A 627-nucleotide genomic window follows, 5' to 3' on the forward strand; every position below is an offset into this window, starting at 1 on the left:
TTTGTTTTACATAAGGCAATAATTAGTAGATGTAATATTTTTAATTTTAAAGCTTTAACCAAAGATGATATAAAGGTTGGTATAGTAAAGAGTATTGATAGAGCAAATGATAATGAATTGAATATAAAATATACAGATGAAGCTGTTTCATATATTGCAGAAATATCACAAGGCGATTATAGAAAAGCATATAATATTTTAGAGCTAGCTATTAATTCACAATTGAGCTCTACTATAAATATTACTGTTGAATATGTAGAAGGTTTAGAACAATCACATATGTTGTCAGATTCTTCAGGGGATGAATATTACAATCTTTTAAGTGCTCTTCAAAAAAGCATTAGGGGGAGCGATCCTGATGCAGCTGTGCATTATTTAGCTAGATTAATTAAAGGGGGGAATCTTACAGCAATTATTAGAAGAATTTCAGTAATTGTAGCTGAAGATATAGGATTAGCCTTTCCAAGTGCCCTGACTGTTGTTAATTCTGGTATTGAATTAGCCCTTAAAGTTGGGCTTCCAGAAGCTCAAATAATATTAAGTGAATTAGTAATTTATTTAGCTACATTACCAAAATCTAATAGTGCATATTTAGCAATAAAAGATGCTATGAATGATTTGGAGAAT

General features: G+C 29.8%; 1 protein-coding gene. It reads left to right on the plus strand.

The window, feature by feature from the left end; translation table 11 throughout:
• On the plus strand, positions 1-627 hold a 627-nt coding region (locus H9661_RS19355; protein ID WP_479927602.1), incomplete at both ends, for an AAA family ATPase.

Origin of the sequence: Clostridium cibarium, from assembly GCF_014836335.1 — a bacterium.
Taxonomy (GTDB): Bacteria; Bacillota; Clostridia; order Clostridiales; family Clostridiaceae; genus Clostridium; species Clostridium cibarium.